Annotated in this window: 20 protein-coding genes; 15 read left to right on the forward strand and 5 right to left on the reverse strand. The window is 45.6% G+C overall.

The features are described 5' to 3' along the window. Positions 1–142: 142 nt before the first annotated feature. The 10 genes from PUT07_RS15175 to PUT07_RS15220 all read left to right on the forward strand — a co-directional run bounded on the left by PUT07_RS15175 (position 143) and on the right by PUT07_RS15220 (position 10,718). Positions 143–1,777, forward strand: coding sequence for an ABC transporter substrate-binding protein (locus PUT07_RS15175; protein WP_274468999.1), 1,635 nt, complete (start codon positions 143–145; stop codon positions 1,775–1,777). Between the two features lie 39 nt (positions 1,778–1,816). Further along, a complete protein-coding gene (locus PUT07_RS15180; RefSeq protein ID WP_379239674.1) occupies positions 1,817–2,782 on the forward strand; it encodes an ABC transporter permease in 966 nt (321 codons plus the stop codon). Between the two features lie 14 nt (positions 2,783–2,796). Beyond that, positions 2,797–3,675, forward strand: coding sequence for a carbohydrate ABC transporter permease (locus PUT07_RS15185; RefSeq protein ID WP_274469000.1), 879 nt, complete (start codon positions 2,797–2,799; stop codon positions 3,673–3,675). Positions 3,676–3,694: 19 nt separating this feature from the next. Next, positions 3,695–4,819 carry a glycoside hydrolase family 88 protein gene (locus tag PUT07_RS15190; protein ID WP_274469001.1) on the forward strand — a complete coding sequence of 375 codons (1,125 nt, stop codon included), beginning with the start codon at positions 3,695–3,697 and terminating at the stop codon, positions 4,817–4,819. Between the two features lie 29 nt (positions 4,820–4,848). Further along, entirely contained in the window at positions 4,849–6,651 is a 1,803-nt protein-coding gene (locus tag PUT07_RS15195; protein ID WP_274469002.1) for a polysaccharide lyase 6 family protein, read from the forward strand. 132 nt (positions 6,652–6,783) lie between these two features. After that, on the forward strand, positions 6,784–7,620 hold the full coding sequence (locus PUT07_RS15200) for a helix-turn-helix transcriptional regulator (protein WP_274469003.1): 837 nt from the start codon (positions 6,784–6,786) through the stop codon (positions 7,618–7,620). Positions 7,621–7,731: 111 nt separating this feature from the next. Next, positions 7,732–8,727: a quinone oxidoreductase family protein gene (locus tag PUT07_RS15205; RefSeq protein WP_274469334.1), complete on the forward strand. Its 996-nt coding sequence runs from the start codon at positions 7,732–7,734 to the stop codon at positions 8,725–8,727. A 127-nt stretch (positions 8,728–8,854) separates the two neighbouring features. Beyond that, complete coding sequence (locus tag PUT07_RS15210) at positions 8,855–9,196, forward strand: hypothetical protein (RefSeq protein WP_274469004.1); 342 nt, start codon at positions 8,855–8,857, stop codon at positions 9,194–9,196. A 31-nt stretch (positions 9,197–9,227) separates the two neighbouring features. Further along, complete coding sequence (locus PUT07_RS15215) at positions 9,228–10,268, forward strand: BadF/BadG/BcrA/BcrD ATPase family protein (RefSeq protein ID WP_274469335.1); 1,041 nt, start codon at positions 9,228–9,230, stop codon at positions 10,266–10,268. A 33-nt stretch (positions 10,269–10,301) separates the two neighbouring features. After that, a complete protein-coding gene (locus PUT07_RS15220; protein ID WP_338000755.1) occupies positions 10,302–10,718 on the forward strand; it encodes a GNAT family N-acetyltransferase in 417 nt (138 codons plus the stop codon). Positions 10,719–10,779: 61 nt separating this feature from the next. Here PUT07_RS15220 and PUT07_RS15225 read toward each other — a convergent pair whose 3' ends face one another. Continuing rightward, positions 10,780–11,010, reverse strand: a complete 231-nt coding sequence (locus PUT07_RS15225) for a cold-shock protein (protein WP_274469006.1) — start codon at positions 11,008–11,010, stop codon at positions 10,780–10,782. 64 nt (positions 11,011–11,074) lie between these two features. Beyond that, positions 11,075–11,275: a cold-shock protein gene (locus tag PUT07_RS15230; protein WP_145663082.1), complete on the reverse strand. Its 201-nt coding sequence runs from the start codon at positions 11,273–11,275 to the stop codon at positions 11,075–11,077. 898 nt (positions 11,276–12,173) lie between these two features. Here PUT07_RS15230 and PUT07_RS15235 point away from each other — a divergent pair. The 4 genes from PUT07_RS15235 to pyrE all read left to right on the forward strand — a co-directional run bounded on the left by PUT07_RS15235 (position 12,174) and on the right by pyrE (position 15,476). Next, positions 12,174–13,124, forward strand: coding sequence for a hypothetical protein (locus PUT07_RS15235; protein WP_274469008.1), 951 nt, complete (start codon positions 12,174–12,176; stop codon positions 13,122–13,124). A 79-nt stretch (positions 13,125–13,203) separates the two neighbouring features. Further along, a complete protein-coding gene (locus PUT07_RS15240; RefSeq protein ID WP_274469336.1) occupies positions 13,204–14,091 on the forward strand; it encodes an RCC1 domain-containing protein in 888 nt (295 codons plus the stop codon). Positions 14,092–14,145: 54 nt separating this feature from the next. Then, a complete protein-coding gene (locus tag PUT07_RS15245; RefSeq protein WP_274469009.1) occupies positions 14,146–14,589 on the forward strand; it encodes a cell wall hydrolase in 444 nt (147 codons plus the stop codon). Between the two features lie 209 nt (positions 14,590–14,798). Beyond that, positions 14,799–15,476: an orotate phosphoribosyltransferase gene (pyrE, locus tag PUT07_RS15250; RefSeq protein ID WP_274469010.1), complete on the forward strand. Its 678-nt coding sequence runs from the start codon at positions 14,799–14,801 to the stop codon at positions 15,474–15,476. 130 nt (positions 15,477–15,606) lie between these two features. Here pyrE and gerPC read toward each other — a convergent pair whose 3' ends face one another. From gerPC to PUT07_RS15265, 3 genes are read right to left on the reverse strand one after another with little or no spacing between them, the layout of a single operon-like run. Continuing rightward, a complete protein-coding gene (gene gerPC, locus PUT07_RS15255) occupies positions 15,607–16,026 on the reverse strand; it encodes a spore germination protein GerPC (RefSeq protein ID WP_274469012.1) in 420 nt (139 codons plus the stop codon). Positions 16,027–16,043: 17 nt separating this feature from the next. Continuing rightward, a complete protein-coding gene (locus PUT07_RS15260; RefSeq protein WP_274469013.1) occupies positions 16,044–16,226 on the reverse strand; it encodes a hypothetical protein in 183 nt (60 codons plus the stop codon). Between the two features lie 15 nt (positions 16,227–16,241). Continuing rightward, positions 16,242–16,469: a spore germination protein gene (locus tag PUT07_RS15265; RefSeq protein ID WP_338000756.1), complete on the reverse strand. Its 228-nt coding sequence runs from the start codon at positions 16,467–16,469 to the stop codon at positions 16,242–16,244. A gap of 338 nt (positions 16,470–16,807) precedes the next feature. On the opposite strand from PUT07_RS15265, the gene PUT07_RS15270 reads away from it, so the two are divergent. Further along, positions 16,808–17,050, forward strand: a complete 243-nt coding sequence (locus PUT07_RS15270) for a hypothetical protein (protein ID WP_274469015.1) — start codon at positions 16,808–16,810, stop codon at positions 17,048–17,050. Positions 17,051–17,249 lie beyond the last annotated feature (199 nt).

Below are 17,249 nucleotides of genomic sequence, written 5' to 3' on the forward strand. Positions count from 1 at the left end.
AGGTATGCAAAATCTGGACTTTCGGTTTTGCATACCTGTTTAGAAATTGAAGATAGTTTTTCTCTTATCCATTAGGCAATATGGAATAGGTAGACGTTTTCAAATGGATTCAACGGTTTGACTACGGAAATGGGGGCTGACCATGGAAAGTAAACATTTGACAAGAAAATACAGTACTGCGGGACTCAGTGTCCTCCTGTTAACAGGCATCGTACTCTCTGCTTGCTCGGAGACTAGCGGTACAAGCAAGGAAACCGCAACCCCATCCACAACAGGTGCAGCTAAGGCGATCTACCCTCTGAATACGAAGGAAACGCTAACCTCTTGGGAAGGTTTAAACAATAATGCCACCACGTTTTATCAAAACTTGGCTGATACGCCATTTGGTAAACGGCTGGCCAAAGATACCGGCGTTGAGGTCAAATATATCCATCCCAATGATCAGCAAACGAAGGAGCAATTCAATCTGATGATTGTTGCCGACAAGCTGCCGGATGTCATTGAATATGATTGGACGGGAAGAAGCTCGGGGTCTTACCCGGGCGGTCCGGAGAAGGCGATTAACGATAAAGTCATTCTGGAGCTTAATGATCTCATTGATAAGTATGCGCCGAACTTGAAGAAGAGGCTGGCCGAAGACAAAGAGCTTGACAAAATGGTCAAGACGGATAGCGGCAAATATTACGTATTTCCGATGATCCGCAACCCTTCCGGACTTGTATTCCGGGGACCTATCATTCGCAAAGACTGGTTGGATGAGCTGCACTTGCCGATTCCAGAGACCATTGAGGAATGGGAGACGACGTTAAAGGCATTCCGTGACAAAAAGGGAGCGAAGGCACCATTCAGTGTAACCTATGTCAACGGGAACTTCGAGATTCGCGATGCCTTTGTCGGCGCTTATCATACTTCGAACACCTTCTACCTCGATGATGCGGGTAAAGTCAAGTATGGCCCCGTCGACCCCCAATATAAAGAGTTCTTAACCCTGTTCCGGAAATGGTATGCCGAGGGGTTGTTCGATAAAGATTTTGCACTGACGGACGGGAAAGCGTTGGATACGAAAATTCTTGGCGGTCAAACCGGAGCAACCGTTGGCCTGCTGAGCGGAGGTCTGGGCAAATGGCTGGATGCAATGAAAACGAAGGATCCGAAGTTCAATCTTGTGGGCTCGCCTTACCCAACCCTCAAAAAAGGGGAGAAGCCTTTCACCGGACAGATGGATTTCAAATATAATCCAGGTCCAAGCAAAGCGGTATCGGCCACGACGAAAAATCCGGAACTGGCTGTTCGTTGGCTTGACTATGCCTTCAGCACGCAAGGCGGTCTATTGTTCAACTTTGGCATCGAAGGTGAAAGCTATGTCATGAAAGACGGAAAACCTACGTATACCGATCAGATTGTCAAAAATGAGAAGTACAGCTTGCAGCAAATGGTCGCTCAGTATACGAAGCCAAACGGCCCTTATGAAGCGGATGAAAGACGAAACTGGAATACTTACCCTCAGCAAGACGAAGCTGTCAAATTGTGGATGAATACCGATGCGGCCAAACATACGATACCTGCGTTTCTTACACCAACCGCCGAAGAAAGCAAAGAACTCGGTAAAATCGTTAACGATGTCAGCAATTATAAAGAAGAAATGTTTTCGAAGTTTATCATGGGCAAGGAACCTCTTGAAAATTACGATAAATACGTCGAGCAAATCAAAAAGCTAGGCATTGATCGTGCAGTAGAGATTTATCAGAAATCGCTTGACCGGTATAACAAGAGATAGAAGACCGCTAAGGATTGGCTAAGGAAGGAGTGGAAGGATATGTCAACCAAACCGCTGTTAGATTCGGGAACGGCCATAGCTGTGAAAACAGCTGCGTTCCCGGGTCTAGGCATTCTGAAAGATATTCGGAAAAATAAACTGCTCTATCTCATGCTGGTTCCTATTATTTTGTTTTTTGGATTATTTCATTACGTCCCCATGTATGGCGCATTGATCGCCTTTAAGGATTTCTCCCCGAGGCTTGGCATTCTAGGTAGCCCATGGGCCGGTTTCGAGCATTTTAAAACATTTTTCGAAGGCATTTATTTCTGGCGTACGTTGAAGAATACGATCCTTATCAGCTTGTATGATCTTATCTTTGGATTCCCTGCTCCAATCATCCTGGCGCTGCTGCTCAACGAAGTTAAAAAGACCGTTTTCAAACGATCAATCCAAACCATTACCTATATGCCGCATTTCGTATCGCTCGTCGTTGTATGCGGGATGATCAAGGAATTCACCGGAAGCAGCGGTCTGGTCAATGATTTGATAGCCTTTCTAGGCGGGGAGCGGCTCTCACTGCTGCTGGAAGCCCAGTTTTTCCGTACGATTTATGTCTCCTCCGGTGTTTGGCAGCATATTGGTTGGGGGACCATCATCTACTTGGCAGCACTAGCGGGCATTGATACGGAGCAGTATGAGGCTGCGAAAATCGACGGCGCAGGACGCTGGAAGCAAATGTTCCATATCACGCTGCCCGGCATCATGCCCACGATCGTGATTCTATTGATTCTCGAGATGGGACGCATGTTGAACGTAGGGACGGAGAAAATTATTCTGCTATATAATCCAACCATTTATGACACGGCTGATGTTATTAGCTCTTACGTGTATCGAATGGGCCTTCAGGAATTCAATTACAGCTTCAGCTCAGCCGTCGGTTTATTCAATTCGGCCATCAACTTTACCCTTGTCATCGGGTCCAACTGGTTAAGCCGTAAGCTGAATGATACCAGTTTATGGTAATGGGGGGATGACGAATGTATCGGAAATCTTTGGGTGAATGGACGTTCGATCTCGGAAACTACGTGTTATTGTCCCTGCTCGCTGTCGCTACGATGTACCCTATCGTGTATGTCTTGTTCGCCTCATTAAGCGATCCTACGCTGTATATGCAGCATAGCGGAATTCTTTGGAAGCCGCTGAATTTCAATCTGAAGGCATACAAACTTGTGTTCGATAATGGAACGATCATGCGCGGCTATGTCAATACGATGATCATTGTCGTTGTGGGCTTATCTCTGAATATACTTCTGACTTCTCTGGGCGCTTATGCGCTGTCCCGTAAATGTCTGGGTTACCGCAAGCCGCTTATGCTGTATGTCGTTTTTACGATGTTTTTCAGCGGTGGCATGATCCCGTTTTATTTTACGGTCAAAGGGCTCGGGTTGGCGAATACATTATGGGCATTGATTATTCCACAAGCCATTTCCGCATTCAATCTAATTCTGATGAAAACAGCCTTTGAAGCCATACCGGATAGCCTTGAAGAATCCGCGAAGATGGACGGGGCGAATGAATTTGTTATTTTGTTCCGGATTATGCTTCCGCTCTGTATGCCTGTTGTTGCCGTTATGCTGCTGTACTACGGAGTGAGCCACTGGAACGCTTGGTTTAACGCGCTTATTTTTTTGCAAGACCGATCACTGTACCCGCTTCAGCTTGTGCTTAGAGAGCTTCTGCTGCAGAACGAAGCGAGCTCTATGGCGAGCGGTTCGAGTTCGGGCGATGTATCGATATTAGGAGAGACGTTGAAGCATGCCACCATCATAATCGCTACAGTACCGATTCTTATCGTCTATCCCTTCCTGCAGAAATATTTCGTCAAAGGCGCCTTAATTGGTGCGATTAAAGGATAATGAAGGAGAGTACATTGACATGGAAAAGCATACTGTGATTGAACCCGCCGCTCTCGAGCTATGGTGGAAAGGCGTACAGAACAAGGCAGATCGGATGCTGAGCCAAGCTAGAGAGCTCGCGCCGCATGTGGCCAAATCAGGAGCTTATGACGGATTGAAGCTGGATCAATGGATCTCCGGATTCTGGCCGGGAATGCTGTGGATTCTTTACGATTTAACAGGCGAAGAACGCTTTAAGGATGCAGCTTGGGATTGGGATGTGCGCATGGAACGTCATCTGCTGGAAGACAATCATTTCCATCATGATGTCGGGTTTCAGCATTTGCCGACTTCAGTCCTCAAATATAAATTGACCGGAGATTTGGATGGAAGACGCCGGGGGCTGGCGGCAGCCAACTTCCTGGCGGGCCGTTTTAATCTGGCCGGGCAATTCCTGCGGGCTTGGAACCGAGATTTGCACGGATGGGCGATCATCGATTGCATGATGAATTTGTCCATCTTGTTCTGGGCTTCGGAGGAGCTTGGAGATCCGCGGTTTGCGCAAATTGCTTGTGCGCATGCCGACATGGCCCTCAAACATATGATCCGTGGGGATGGATCGACTTGTCATGTAGCTGTGTTTGATCCGGTAACGGGTGAATTGCTGGAGTACAAGGGTTGGCAAGGCTATGCGCCGGACTCCTGCTGGTCCAGAGGGAATGCTTGGGCGCTGTATGGCATGACGAACACGTACCGCTTTACCAAGCAGGATAAGTATCTGCATGCAGCGCAGCAAGTCGCTCATCATTTCATTAGCTCGCTGCCGGCAGAGATGGTACCCCCTTGGGATTTCCGGGTTCCGGATGCGGACGAGGCGCCACGGGATACTTCCGCTGCGAGCATTGCAGCGTCAGGATTGCTCGAGCTTGCTGATGTCGTACGAGCGGAAGACGCGAGCAAGTACCGTTCGGCTGCGGAACGTATCTTACTCTCCTTATCGGAGAGATATGCCGCTTTCAATGAACCGCTGCATGAAGGCATTCTCCACGGAGGAACGGGGCATAAGCCGGCCGAGGCCAATGTGAATGTATCTTTGATCTACGGCGACTACTACTATGTGGAGGCTCTTGCTAAATTACAGGGCTGGAAGCATCGTGTATTCTAAGCGACACGTCTAAGGGAGGTCCATGTTACATGATAGATAATACTCGAGAAGTTACCGAGCCGAACGTGCCAGGAGAGTTCTCGCAAGCAGGCGTGTTTGATGAGAAGGATGTGCACCCGCCGAAACTGAAACACATAGAGGTCGGCACGGCCGCAGAATTGCAGCAAGCACTGGATGAAGCGACCGCAGGAACGGTCATTGCGCTGAATGATGGCTTATATGAACAAAGCGGCCCCTTCGTTGTTAAGGATAAGCAGGGTTCAGCCCTTCTGCCGATACGGATTGAAGCCGTTCACTTGGGAAAAGCCATCATCACAGGCGACAGCTATTTACACATTGAGCATTCAAGCTATATCGAAGTAGTCGGACTTACCTTCCATAATGGGATTGGCTCATCCTCCAGCGAACAGTCTCTTATCGACCGGGGACTGTCCCACCGTATCCTGAAAGGCGTCCATCCAGGTATCCAATTGCAAAGCTCCAGTAAGGTTTCCATTCTGCGCAACACGTTCGCCTTGGATGAGACCGGCCAGCCTTATCGCTTCCTCGTCAATAAGGTTCCCGTATGGGGGCTGTACGGCATTGAGAACAGCTGCCGTTATGGCAGCAGTTACGATCCGAATGGGGCCGTATACAATGGTCCGACTCCGTATGACGATACCGATCTGATCACCGACAATGGAACGCACCGCCATTTCATCAGGGTGGAGGGCGTGAGCAGCTATAACCGGATTGCCTACAATGAAATTGGCCCCAAGAGAGCGTTCGGCGCTGTTCTCATCTATGATGGGGAAGGGCATTCCGGGCAAACGATCTCGCAGCATGACGTCATTGAATATAATTATTTTCACGATATCGGACCGCGTGTTACGAACGGATTGGAGGCCATCCGGCTTGGCTTATCCAGCCTCTCATTAGCGCCTGGGTATGCGACGATCCAGTTTAATTTGTTCGACGGCTTTGATGGCGAAGATGAAATTGTGTCGGTGAAGAGCAGCGATAATATAATCCGCTATAATACGATTCGTAATTCGTACGGGGGGTTCGTAGCCCGACACGGTCATCGCAACAGCTTCTATGGTAACTTCTTCTTCGGCGACGGGAAAAAGCCGGGGATGAGCGGTTTCCGCATTTATGGGAACGACCACAAGATTTATAACAATTATATGGAAGGCCTGACAGATCGGGTGATAAGGCTTGACGGCGGATCCCATGATGCTGGACCTGATGGCGATATGAATCCAACGGTCAAGTGGATGCGTGAAGGGATGGAAACGTCTGCGGTTCTTGCGGATCTTCCGGCTATGCAGCGAACGGAGCTGCTGCGCGGGCATTGGCGGCCATATAACATACAAATATTCAATAATACGCTAGTGAACATCAGTGATACCAATAGCATCGTTCTGGGCGGCAAAACGTATCAACCCGTGGGCACGAAGATCTATAATAACCTGATACTCAGTCATTCAGGAACGATGGTGTTTGAAACAACCGCTGTACAGCAAGCTGCGGCAAACGAGCGGCCGATCTATATGGGAAATATGGTAGACGGTCATGCCGATATTTCCAATAATGCCGCTGTCGCGCGTACAATTCGGAAGGAAGATATCCGATTCGTCCGCTGCAAGGACGGCTTGATCCGATTGTCTGCACAAAGTCCAGCCATTGATGCTGCCGTTAGCCCGCTTCTGCCTTCGGATGACATGGATGGGCAATTTCGCTACATTCCGGATATTGGAGCCGATGAGTATGGTCCCGGTAAAGTTCCGGTCATCAAACCGCTCACAGTCGATGATGTAGGACCTCGGGTCGCCATATCAATAAGATTTTAGAATAAATTTTTGGGAATCGTGAGTTCAAACCTGGAGCAGATGCCGTGGTATCTGCTCTTTTTTCCATTAAGTGGGGAACCCCGAAGATGTGTTATTATTTATCATATATCCTTATTTGATGGAGGTTTGGCAATGTCTGAAAACAACCGGCTTAAGGTCTTGGGGGACTATCTGAAGTCCCGGAGAGATCGACTTCAGCCTGAACAAGCAGGAATTCAGAGTTCGTTCGGACGGAGGAGAACGCCAGGTCTTCGGAGGGAAGAGGTCGCGATACTAGCGGGCGTTAGCGCAACTTATTATACATGGCTGGAGCAAGGGCGAGAGGTGACGGCTTCCAGGGAAGTGATTGAAAGCATTGGAAGGGCACTGCAGTTGTCACCGGATGAACGGCTGCATTTGCTTCGCTTGTGGAGTCCCGAGAACTCAACTGTACCTCGGAGGCAGGAGAGTGTAAAGCCAGAATGGCAATCGATTATCGACCAATTGGCTTACCCGGCTTTTGTAGCTAATGATCGAACGGAAGTACTCGCTTGGAACAGGGCAGCATGCGAAATTATCGCCGATTTTCCAAGGCTGTCTGACCAAGAAAGAGTCCTTATGAGGATATTTTTCATGGACCCGTATTTCCGTAAGCATATGATGAATTGGGAAGAGTTTGCACGATATTCCGTGGCGGTCTTTCGTTCTTATTTGGAACGTCATAACGATGATCCTTGGTTTAAAGAAACGGCCGAACACTTGGCAGCGAAGTGCTCTGAATTCGACTCCCTATGGCGACTGCACGACATTCAGCTGAAAAAAGAAAGCCACTTCATCCTGAACCATCCCCAGGCCGGTGAGCTGGCTTTCGTAATCAACTCCTTTGTCAGTATGAATGCCGATTCAGACCTTCATTTCTGCATTTACACCCCAATAGCGGGTACACCTACGGAGCAGAGATTAAAGAAATTTCTTGAGGCTGCCTTCTAATATCGCCTCGCCGCAGCCTAGTAATGTGATTACCAGTATAAACATACTGTGGTTACCTCTTTTAGGGTTGACTATACTTAAGTCGTAGTCAGCTTGAAGGAGGTTAATATGATGAAAGCAATTGTGATCGATCGGCCTTGCGAGGCTGCAGACCTTGAAGTGAGGGAGCTTCCGGATCTCCAACCGACACCGGGCCTGCTTACCATAGACGTTGCCTATGTGGGAGTAGGATATGTGGATGTGCTGCTTCGGCGAGGGGAGTTCGGATCTCTCATCCCGATGCCGGTTGTACCGGGCCTAGAGGTATCAGGGTATATTAGGGCTATAGGCGAAGGCGTGAAAGGCTTCTACGTCGGACAGCCGGTGGCTGCGATGACGCTAATGGATTTTGGGGGATATGCATCTGTAGCCCAGGTAAGGCCGGAGTTGACCATCCCTCTGGATCAGCTGGGAGGGGAGCTTGACATGTCTTCTGCAGCTGCGGCCATCGTTAATCTGACCACAGCGTATATGACGATCAGTAAGGTAGCCAGATTGCAACAAGGGGAAAACGTGCTCGTTCACGCGGCAGCAGGAGGGCTTGGCAGTTTCTTAGGACAAATGGCGAAACATTTTGGGGCTGGTAAGGTGCTTGGCACAGTCGGAAGTATTGAAAAAACAAAGCTAGCCGCTTCCCTTGGTTACGATGAGTTGTTTCTCCGTTCCGATTTCATCGAGCCAATCGGGAAGTTGATCGGTCCGCACGAGATCGATATCGTACTTGATCCGGTAGGAGGCGACATGCGTACCCTCAGCCAGGACCTGCTTCGTCCTATGGGACAAATGGTGATGTTAGGAAACGCCAGCGGTGAGGAAGATGCCCCGCAATCTTCCAACGATATTTGGTTATCGAACAAATCTATAAAAGGATTCAGTATCGGGGGCTATAGCCAATATGCACCTGCGGAGGTCGGTAGGGCGGCGAAAGAGGCGCTGCGTCTGCTGGCAAACGGGGATATCAGAGCGGAAGTGTTCGGTATCTTTCCATTAGAGAAGGCATCCGAGGCGCACGAGCTTCTCGAGGAAAAGAATACTGTGGGCAAACTTGTGCTGAAAGTAGGAGGCTAACAGGGATATTTGTTAATTTTTTAGCCAGTGTTCAATATTTGCTATGGTGGGATACCTTTTAAATAATAGTGAAATCATGCACCATCACACATGATGGTGCTATGTTATTTGAATGGAGGAAACAGCTTTGATGAAAAGTTTATTTATGATTTTGTTCTCTATCGCCGTTTTAACAGGTTGCTCCCCAAACACAGAGGCTGAATCATCCAGTATCTATCCGAGTGCAATTGCTTGGAATAACGTGCTTTATGGACTGTCCTCAGAAGAGATCGCCATCCATGACATTGGTAAAGAGATCGGTAAGATTGAACGAAGGATTGCTCCAATGCCGAAGAAGAGCGGAGATTCAAATGACAAACCAGTTGGAAGCTTATTTTTTGAAGTAAAGGGAACAGATGTTCAAGAGGTAGTAGCCGTTAAAGTAAATGATAAGTATTTCAAAGCGTCAAAACTGGGACCACTCAAATAGGTTGAAGTTTCACGGACAGATTAGTTCCAATATGTGGTATATTTTTAGTGGGGACAAGAGAATAACTCATGAGGAGAGATCGATCATAACAAGGAGAACGAATGAGATTGTTGTTGGAATAGACGGTGGCGGCACTCATACGCGTGTAATGGCTGTAGATCTCGCTGGACATGTATTATCGTACATAGAGAATGGGGCTTCTTCTATACATAAGGATTTGGAAGCGAGGGAGAATGTTCAACGTGCAATTAAAGACGCACTACATGAGGCGGGGAGAACTGTCAGTCACGTGCAGGCGTTGACCGCGGGTATTGCTGGTTTAGATTCCAAAGCTGATCTTGAATGGGTACTGCCTTTAACCGCAATAGAGGGATTAGATTGCCTGAAGCAACACGTCAACGATGCAGTAGTAGCACACAGTGGTGCGCTTCTTACAGATCCGGGAATCATTGTGATAGCAGGAACAGGGTCCATTATTTATGCGGCAAATGAGGAAAGGGAACAGATCAGGAATTATGATCTGCATCATTATGCAGCCAGCGCTGCTAGATTTCTCGCTTATGACGCCACATTCGAGATTCTTTCGGGCAACATCGACGATAGCGATCATGAATTGGTCAGTGACATCCTACAATTTTGGGATCTGTCCACGGTCAAAGAGTTATCACAACTTGCTAAACAAGGCTTTATTGCGGATCAAAGAGAACGAAATAGAAAGTTTGCTCAAATTGCACCTCTCATCACCGAGGCGGCCATGCATAATAGTAAATTGGCTGCACGAATATGCGACCGTGCCATCCATCAGATCATGTCAGGCGTAGAAATGCTCGCATCATATTTCTCCAATGAAGAAGTCAACGTTTCTTTAGTAGGTAGTGTTGTTAACAGTGCCTATATCCAAACTAGGCTCGAATCCAAAATGAGTAATGGTAATAATAAGAAGTATAGACTTATTAAACCTGCATTCTCTCCAGTAGCGGGCGCAGTGTTGTTAGCGTTGAAGCAATTTAACATACCTATAGAACAAAAGCTTTTACATAATCTCAGTCAGCATCCTCGCTCTCTAGGTTAATGAATGAGGTTTCTGATTAGCAGAAGAAAATTAATGGGGGAGAGAAGTAAATTGCATCAAGAGATACTAATAAATTTGCCAATTGAAGCAGAGGAAGTCCCCAAGTTAAGGGAATTGGTTGGTTGGGACGGCAGATATTCCGATTATCCAACTTTATTCGAACGTTGTCATTTTTGGGCGGGTCTGAGAGATGGGAATCATATGCTGATAGCATTCGGTTATATGGCCGGGATGAGGTTACAACACGGGTACATGGAAGACATAATGGTTCACCCGGCATATCAGAGAAAAGGAATTGGCGAGGCCTTAGTAAAGAAATTACTGCAAGAGGCAGAACGTGTCGGGCTAGAGATTGTAACATTGACCTATGATTCGAAACATACTTCCTTATATACAAGGAGTGGATTCACTCCTTGTTCTGGGGGATTGTGGAGAGTGTCGTTTAGTTAAACCCTTTGTGGATTACGATAAAGGTATTAAATTTTAATGGGCCCCTTTGAATTGGAACCGTCTACGAAATCTGTCTTCCTCGGCTAAGGGACTTCATATCAATGTTGGGATTGTCCAGGAGAGGCAGCATTTTAACACTGCTAATCATAGGAGAGAGGCACTGGTGACAAGTGGGGACGAACTCAAAAGCGAAATTGTCTCGAATCCAGCCATTACAATCTTCCTTCATGCATGCCCAAATTTTTGTGTTTCCTTGTGGGAGATCCTCTAACGATTTTCTTCGAAAATACATAGTTAACTCCTCCTTAGATTAAAAAAACTGCCCTTAACACATGTTAAGGACAGTTTGCTGTGTATTACAGTTTTACAACATTCTCGGCTTGCGGCCCGCGGTTGCCTTGGGCTACGTTAAACTGAACGCGTTGACCTTCGTCCAGGGATTTGAAACCATCTCCTTGAATCGCGGAGAAATGAACGAATACATCATTTCCACCCTCAACCTCGATAAAGCCAAAGCCTTTCTCTGCATTAAACCATTTTACTGTACCTGTTTCCATATAAATTACCTCCAAATAATTATTTAACATGTATTTTTAAATAAAAAAATCACACATTGAAAAAGGTACCATTACACACAAATGATCACCTTTTCAATATGTGAATTTATGTTTAGCTGCTTATAACAATATGTTACCACACAAAAGTCTGCAAAGCAAATTTTAACGTGTTTCAGCCTCCCACGGCGTTAACCAAGATATTGAATGCCTGCGATTGCCATTCGATCCACACACATGGCTAAGGGTCGGAACCAAGTGTCATGCGTTTCAGAGGCACGCCATATTGCGTTGCACTGTTAAATTTTTTAAACGAGTATTGCCACGGTAGTTTCTGTTATATCTTTTATTGACTCTTTCCTCTTTTCGCAGCAACTCGAACATGCACCTGCATGATAAACATTACCTGAAATGCGTTTGTAATCTGTTTTGAAAAAGTACATCACACAGTCTTTAGTTACAATTCTGCAACATTCACAACAGTAAACACGAGATTGTACGATCGACACATCATCCCCACCATCGTAATTTGGACCCGATGCGAGAAATCTCAACGGTCTTTATTGCTGCTGGCGATTATTCGTCTATGTCAGGTCATGCTTTATATGGATCGCGCAGCATTTCTTGGTTCGACGAGTCTCATTATGCAGTTCTCAACAAAAATAGACTATGTAGAAACTTAAGGATTCCGGTTTGCTTTTTTTTGGTAAAAAAAATTGCTTGTTATAACGAACCGATAAATATTGCTAAACGAAATGAAATATCAGAGAGAACGAAAGTGAAGGAATGGAATAATCAGGAGGTCAGTTCACTGCATCTGCCCGCTATTTGCACAAACATGCTATTATTAGATATAACCCAAATAAAGGGAATATTTCATAAAACATAAAGGAGGTTAGTGATGAATAGACATGCGGATTTGTCTTCAAGGGTATCGAAAAATAATTCGGAAGAAGGCTCAAGGAATGTTCCTGATTTTCGTTCATTGAACCAAGCAGGGGCTGCACAGCTTAGCAAGCTGCATGCAACGATAGGAAATCGGGCAGTCGGCCAACTTGTGCAGCGAACCTTCGCCGCCACTGGAACTTCTATACAGAGAATGACAGATGAAGATAAGCAAGGAAAGCCCAATAAACAAAAATTGGAAAAGTCGCGAAAAAAATACGAACAGCTTGCAAAACAATTCCCCAAAGACTCGGCCATTGAATCATTCGATTATTTATTCGAGAACGCAACTGATTATGATGATCTTAACCGGCGCATTGATGCCGAGATTGATAAAGCGGATAGGCGCAGCAAGGCTGTTGAAGCGCAGAGAAATAAATTGAAAGAAGAGGAGAAAGCGGCATTAGTCCAGAAGCCTCTTCCAGAGCCGGTTAATAGTCCGACAACTTCAGCAGAGCCCACGAAGAAGAAGAAGAAAACGAAGATCGATATCACGGCAGATGTGATATCCAGCCCTACAATGAAACAAGAATCCGTAACCAATTCCAAGAAAGCAACCAATGTGATGCTGCAAAACTGGATTAATACTGGTAAACCAGCAAAAGCTTCTATCGAGCAAACGGGGGAAATGAAAATAACGGATGAAACGGTCTATATCTATGCGACAATCATAATTCCCGATAAAGACGACCCTGTAGTTATTAATAAATACCCTATTGAAGTTCACTATCATCCAGTCAACTCATCTAAGAACTATCTGCATGTGAAACACAGCGCTGGTTCAAGCCCCAAAAACAAAATCACGGAAACATCATGGCTCATTCCAAGTGGTGCGAGTACACTGAAATCAGCCGTTGAATTGTGGAATGAAACCTTTCCCGATAACATATCGACACATAAGTGGTAATAGAGGTGTAGACTTCTAAGACGAAGATCAATGGTTTAGTAAAAGCGCAGCTTTAGCGAGGAGATGAATGATTTTCAGGATGTTAAAGGTGAAACGCTGGCCAAAAAGTACCATCGCAGCGGGTCGCCGTCATACCGTTGGGCTTAAAATTGACGGCACGGTGATGGCTGTGGGTGATAATAAATGTGGCCAATGTCATGTAGGAGATTGGCGCGATATTGTGGCTGTCGCGGCAGGTAATGTTCATATGGCGCCGAACACGGGTAATGCTCATACAATCGGTCTTAAATCTGATGGCACTGCGGCGGCAGTGGGTTGGAACCGGTATGACCAATGCAATGTAAACGACTGGCGCGATATTGCAGCGATTGCGGCGGGTTGGCGCCGTACTATTGGGCTTAAATCTGACGGTACGGTGATAGCAGTGGGCCGAAATAAGGATGGTGAATGTAAGGTAAATGCCTGGCATGATATTGCTGAGGTCGCGGTGGGTGACTGGCATACCGTCGGTCTTAAATTAGACGGAACGGTGATGGCCGCGGGCAATAATCGGTATCGGCAATGCCATGTAGGCGACTGGTACGAGATTACTGAGGTCGCGGCAGGCTATCTTCATACAGCCGGTCTGAAAGCGGACGGTACGGTGACAGCTGTGGGTTTGAATAAACATGGCCAATGTGATGTTAGTACTTGGAGCGGGATTGTGGCGATATCAGCGGGTAGTAATCATACCATCGGCCTTAGACCTGACGGCACTGTGTCGGCAGTAGGTTGGAATGAGTATGGCCAATGTCATGTAAGTGAATGGCGCGATATTGTAGCGGTCGCGGCGGGTTGTGCCCATACCGTAGGGCTTAAATCGGATGGCACGGTGGTTGCCGTGGGTAATAATGAATATGGCCAATGCGATGTGACCGACTGGTACGGCATCAAACTGCCTGGGAATTATTCTATTTGGCCAGAGTAACACATCCGCTTTATCTACAATATGATAAGTCTAGAACACTATAGAGGTGAGCCAATGGCAGTCGTAAAAGCAAGGAAACAGGATATTGATATGTTGGCAAGGTTGCTTCGAGCCGAAGCTGAGACCGAAGGTGAAATGGGCATGCTCCTTGTTGGAAATGTTGGTATTAACCGAATTAGAGCGAACTGTTCTGATTTCAAAGGCATTCGAACAATTCCCCAAATGATCAACCAACCGCATGCATTCGAAGCGTTACAACATGGGATGTACTATCAAAACGCAAGAGAACGGGAACGCCGTCTGGCGCAGCGAGCTGTGAATGGGGAGCGGAATTGGCCGGGCAAATTCTCCTTATGGTACTTCCGTCCAGGCACGTTCCAAAATCCCGGCCCATGTCCGCCAACGTGGTATAATCAGCCGTTCGTAGGGCGATGGAAGAAGCATTGTTTCTATGAGCCGACCGCAACAGAATGTGAAAATGTATATAATACGTTTTAACTGAATTTAATTGCCACGAAAAAGCCAGCAAACCCTGAGTTTGCTGGCTTTTTGCCTTGCCTGCTTCCCGTATTGTTGTGGATTCCCATGCTGGTTCATTTTCATCAACAAAAGAAAAAGAGGGTTATTGATTCCCCATAGAAAGAGGTTGGTTCCAAAATGTGTTAACATAGGAGAGAAGTATTTATAGTTTAGGGGGATGTGTTGGAATGAGTAATAAAGGAGATTTCATTGAATTTATGGTTAAATCAGAAGTTCTCATATTCGGTGACTTTGTAGCTAAGAGCGGAAGAAAGACACCATACATGATAAACACTGGGAATTTTAAAACTGCGCGGCAAATCGCTATATTAGGTGAATATTATGCTGATGTTATACATTCAAAATTGGATAAATCAGTAAATGTTCTCTTCGGTCCGGCCTACAAGGGTATTCCATTGGCGGTAGCGGCATCTGCTGCTTTATATAATAAGTACAATAGAGACATCTCGATAACTTTTAATAGAAAAGAGAAGAAAGATCATGGCGAAGGAGGCCAAATTATTGGGTATATACCACAAAATAACGATCGTATTGCAATCATTGAAGATGTGATAACCGCAGGTACGGCAGTAAGAGAAAGTATAAGTTTGCTAAACAACACCGCGGATGTAAAGATTACAGATTTAATCGTTTCAGTTGACCGGCTAGAGAGAGGTCTGAGTAATAAAACAACGATTCAGGAATTGAATGATGATTATGGAATTCAAACTAATGCTATTGTAACCATAGAGGACATCTTAAATTATCTACACAATCGTGAAATTGATGGAAAGATTATCATTGATGGGCGGATGAAAAATAGAATAGAAGATCATCTAAACCTATATGGGGTTAGTGGTAGTTAAAAGTAGCACGACATGACGGCAGCTTGCAAAAAGTAAACTGCACCTCCATTGTTAGCATGACTAACAAATGGGGTGCAATTCACTGGCGACGGCTGCCGTTGTTATGACGCCTACGGTAGGGTTTAATAGCTCATTCGTTATCCGTGCTTTGTTGAGAGAAAATGTTTTCGGAAATATGTGTCTGATCCGTTTTTAACTTATCAATCATGTCCCTCATTTGTTCGGTAGTTGCGGGGGCCGTTAGACCGATGTTCAGCGTACCTTTAAGCTCGTTTACGTGGAGCTCTTGGATTTTGTAGGTAATATTCTGGGGAGCTGAGTGCTTCTGGTCAGACAAATGATTGGTCAGCTTCTCATTCATCTGTTTATCCAGCTGATCCTTCAACTGGGACTGGAGCTGGTTGTTCATGTCGTCAAGAATCGGACCCAACAATTGTTCTTTCAAACGTTGATTTTCAGCCTCCAGCTCACATTGCTTCTTCTCAAGATTAGCTATCCTTTGTTCAAAGGCGTAAATCCAAGGGCGAAGATTAATATTTAGATCATACATGGTGTCGCCTCCTTTGATCATTGAACAACTGGGTGTGGAGGCGGCAATACATCATCCTCAGGTACTACGTTAGCCGTCTTTTCGTTCACGCCTTCCGCAATCTCGGTTGCTTTGTTGTCAACTAATACGTTAAAACCGATATTCAGCGAACCTAGGTTGGCAATCGAATTAATTTTAATTTGGTTTATAAGAAAATTCATCTCTTGTTCTCTCTCCTAAACAAGGTTGCTGTTACCCTGATCGCTCACATCTGGATCGAGCACATTATTTCGGTCTGCATTAACAGAAGATGTAGCGTCCCCTATGACAGTGTTACCGCCGACAGCTTTGGAGTTTGCCGCGTTTCCGCGCAACAGGTTGTCTCCGAAGTTGACAACCCCCCCAGTAGCGACTTCATTGATTCTTATGTTTACAATGTTAAACACGTTCGGCATAAAGCTCATCCTTTACTCATTTTGACTGTGAAATACCAGTCTGCCAATTTGATCTTAAAGCCTAGAGGTATCGGACTTTCTGAAATGCCGGTTTAATTACATTGAATATGAGTTTTCAATGCTATAAGGAATTTCAGCATCTGTTTTGGGTTATAGATCCGTTCCCAATCCTTCTCAGTTGTTCTTAGTGACAGTGTATTCATTTGCCTAGGCATCTGTGTCTGAAAGCAGAAAGGGGTATAAAGTGGGATAGTCGACGATGGACGCTATTTCTAGATTTTAGTCACACCACTGGTCTGTGTGAATAGGCTAAATGATACATGTGTAAGATGACAGGAGTGTATCATATGCCAAGTTCGATTGTATTTAACATGATAAATGTTAATTCTCAGCACAGGAATGCCACGATAGGGATTGGAGAGAATGCACAAAGCAGTTGGGATTCACACAGTAAAAATAACTTTGCTTTTGGAGAAAACATCGGAAATTCAATAAGCGTCAATGTAGTGAATTTATTATATGATAATGATTTCATTGATTCACCGATTAGTGACCAAGACTTTAAACCTGCTGTCAATAATCAAGTCTAGATGATCGCTGAATTGCCTAAAAGTCATATGTAATAAGGCTTTCCCACTTTATGTCCTCAAGTTCTTGTCATAATTAGATGACACGAACTTGAGGACTTTTCTGATTTGGAGAAGAACATTAGCAATAATAAAAAAATAGAGTTGTTCCCACACAAGGGATATGGAGAGCTAATGTAGAAGGAGGATGTGCAAAGAATTG

The organism is Paenibacillus sp. MAHUQ-63 (assembly GCF_028765165.1).
Classification (GTDB): domain Bacteria; phylum Bacillota; class Bacilli; order Paenibacillales; family NBRC-103111; genus Paenibacillus_E.

Excerpts from the sequence above, each read along its gene's own strand:
- PUT07_RS15175 (WP_274468999.1), top strand. The coding sequence starts at position 143 with ATGGAAAGTAAACATTTGACAAGAAAATACAGTACTGCGGGACTCAGT.
- PUT07_RS15180 (WP_379239674.1), top strand. The coding sequence starts at position 1,817 with ATGTCAACCAAACCGCTGTTAGATTCGGGAACGGCCATAGCTGTGAAA.
- PUT07_RS15185 (WP_274469000.1), top strand. The coding sequence starts at position 2,797 with ATGTATCGGAAATCTTTGGGTGAATGGACGTTCGATCTCGGAAACTAC.
- PUT07_RS15190 (WP_274469001.1), top strand. The coding sequence starts at position 3,695 with ATGGAAAAGCATACTGTGATTGAACCCGCCGCTCTCGAGCTATGGTGG.
- PUT07_RS15195 (WP_274469002.1), top strand. The coding sequence starts at position 4,849 with ATGATAGATAATACTCGAGAAGTTACCGAGCCGAACGTGCCAGGAGAG.
- PUT07_RS15200 (WP_274469003.1), top strand. The coding sequence starts at position 6,784 with ATGTCTGAAAACAACCGGCTTAAGGTCTTGGGGGACTATCTGAAGTCC.
- PUT07_RS15205 (WP_274469334.1), top strand. The coding sequence starts at position 7,732 with ATGAAAGCAATTGTGATCGATCGGCCTTGCGAGGCTGCAGACCTTGAA.
- PUT07_RS15215 (WP_274469335.1), top strand. The coding sequence starts at position 9,228 with ATGTGGTATATTTTTAGTGGGGACAAGAGAATAACTCATGAGGAGAGA.
- PUT07_RS15220 (WP_338000755.1), top strand. The coding sequence starts at position 10,302 with ATGGGGGAGAGAAGTAAATTGCATCAAGAGATACTAATAAATTTGCCA.
- PUT07_RS15225 (WP_274469006.1), bottom strand. The coding sequence starts at position 11,010 with ATGTATTTTCGAAGAAAATCGTTAGAGGATCTCCCACAAGGAAACACA.
- PUT07_RS15230 (WP_145663082.1), bottom strand. The coding sequence starts at position 11,275 with ATGGAAACAGGTACAGTAAAATGGTTTAATGCAGAGAAAGGCTTTGGC.
- PUT07_RS15235 (WP_274469008.1), top strand. The coding sequence starts at position 12,174 with ATGAATAGACATGCGGATTTGTCTTCAAGGGTATCGAAAAATAATTCG.
- PUT07_RS15240 (WP_274469336.1), top strand. The coding sequence starts at position 13,204 with ATGTTAAAGGTGAAACGCTGGCCAAAAAGTACCATCGCAGCGGGTCGC.
- PUT07_RS15245 (WP_274469009.1), top strand. The coding sequence starts at position 14,146 with ATGGCAGTCGTAAAAGCAAGGAAACAGGATATTGATATGTTGGCAAGG.
- pyrE (WP_274469010.1), top strand. The coding sequence starts at position 14,799 with ATGAGTAATAAAGGAGATTTCATTGAATTTATGGTTAAATCAGAAGTT.
- gerPC (WP_274469012.1), bottom strand. The coding sequence starts at position 16,026 with ATGTATGATCTAAATATTAATCTTCGCCCTTGGATTTACGCCTTTGAA.
- PUT07_RS15260 (WP_274469013.1), bottom strand. The coding sequence starts at position 16,226 with ATGAATTTTCTTATAAACCAAATTAAAATTAATTCGATTGCCAACCTA.
- PUT07_RS15265 (WP_338000756.1), bottom strand. The coding sequence starts at position 16,469 with ATGAGCTTTATGCCGAACGTGTTTAACATTGTAAACATAAGAATCAAT.
- PUT07_RS15270 (WP_274469015.1), top strand. The coding sequence starts at position 16,808 with ATGCCAAGTTCGATTGTATTTAACATGATAAATGTTAATTCTCAGCAC.